General features: G+C 39.8%; 1 protein-coding gene and 1 pseudogene. Both read left to right on the forward strand.

Annotated elements, in window-relative coordinates; all coding sequences use genetic code 11:
• Window positions 1–5 precede the first annotated feature (5 nt).
• Window positions 6–551 (forward strand): annotated as a pseudogene (locus G2999_RS12430) (AAA family ATPase); the annotation flags it as partial.
• A 128-nt stretch (window positions 552–679) separates the two neighbouring features.
• The coding region (locus G2999_RS10885) for an LON peptidase substrate-binding domain-containing protein (protein WP_010181807.1) at window positions 680–1,594 on the forward strand (915 nt) is incomplete at its 3' end.

The raw sequence follows: 1,594 nt of genomic DNA on the forward strand, positions 1-1,594 counted from the left end.
TCTAGATTTTATTTATTTGTGGTGGTGCTTTTGCTGGTCTAGATAAAGTCATTGAGCAACGTTCCCAAAAAGGCGCAGGTATTGGTTTTGGTGCGCAAGTAAAAGATGTGTCTAATACCAAAGCAGTGGGAGAGTTATTTAAAGCGGTTGAACCGGAAGATCTCGTTCGTTACGGCTTAATTCCTGAATTCATTGGTCGATTACCGGTAGTGACAAGCTTGGAAGAGTTAAATGAAGAGGCACTCATTCAGATTTTGACCCAACCTAAAAATGCGATTACGAAACAATACGGTGCATTATTTGCCTTAGAAGATACACAGTTAGAATTTCGTGAAGACGCTTTAACTGCGATTGCCAAAAAAGCAATGGAAAGAAAGACTGGGGCGCGAGGCTTACGTTCTATTGTTGAAGCTGTTTTACTAGAAACAATGTATCAACTTCCTTCTACAGAAAACGTCAGTAAAGTTGTCGTTGATGAGACCGTCATTCAAGGCGAGTCACAACCTATCTTGATTTATGACAGTGGCGATCAAGCTGCTGGTGCAGAATAAAAGAATGTTAAAAGGCCTGTTATCAGGCCTTTTTTATGGATGAAAGTATAGTTATTTTCACTTTGACATTGAACTTTCTAATCCTTACCACATATTAATACCATAGATGTTTTAAAAAGAGAGCAATAATGACAGTTGAGCATGATCAAATGGATATGCCAATCCTTGCGTTAAGAGATGTAGTGGTCTACCCACATATGGTAATCCCATTGTTTGTAGGTCGTGAAAAATCGATCCAGTGTCTTGAAGTGGCAATGGAAAACAATAAACAAATTTTTCTAGTCGCTCAAAAAGATGCTGGCGTTGATGAGCCAACGACGGATGATATTTATACCACAGGTACCATAGCGACTATTTTACAATTGTTAAAGCTGCCTGATGGTACGGTAAAGGTATTAGTGGAAGGGTCTGTACGTGGTGATATTCAAGAATATTATCAACATGAGCCATTCTTTAAAGGACGCATTCTACCGATGCCTGATGAACCAGTAGAAGAATCCGATCAAGAAGTACTATCTCGTTCTGCAATTTCACAGTTTGAAGGTTACGTTAAACTAAACAAGAAGATCCCTCCTGAAGTACTGACCTCATTAACAGGTATTGAGGAAGTTGCCCGGTTAGCAGATACGATGGCGGCCCATATGCCGCTTAAATTGTCTGAAAAACAAAAAGTACTAGAAATGCATAAAGTAGAAGAGCGTTTAGAGTATTTAATGGCACTGATGGAAGGTGAGATTGACCTGCTTCAAGTAGAAAAGAAAATCCGCACTCGTGTGAAAAAGCAGATGGAAAAATCTCAGCGAGAGTATTATTTAAACGAACAAATGAAGGCGATTCAAAAAGAACTAGGTGAGCTTGATGATGCGCCGGATGAATTTGAGGCACTCAATCAAAAAATCACTGATGCCAAAATGCCAGCAGAAGCCTTAGATAAAGCAAAAGCGGAATTACAGAAATTGAAGATGATGTCACCGATGTCTGCAGAGGCGACTGTAGTGCGAAGCTATATTGAATGGCTAACCAAAGTGCCATGGAACAAGCGT

It is taken from the genome of Glaciecola sp. HTCC2999 (assembly GCF_000155775.1).
Taxonomy (GTDB): domain Bacteria; phylum Pseudomonadota; class Gammaproteobacteria; order Enterobacterales; family Alteromonadaceae; genus Opacimonas.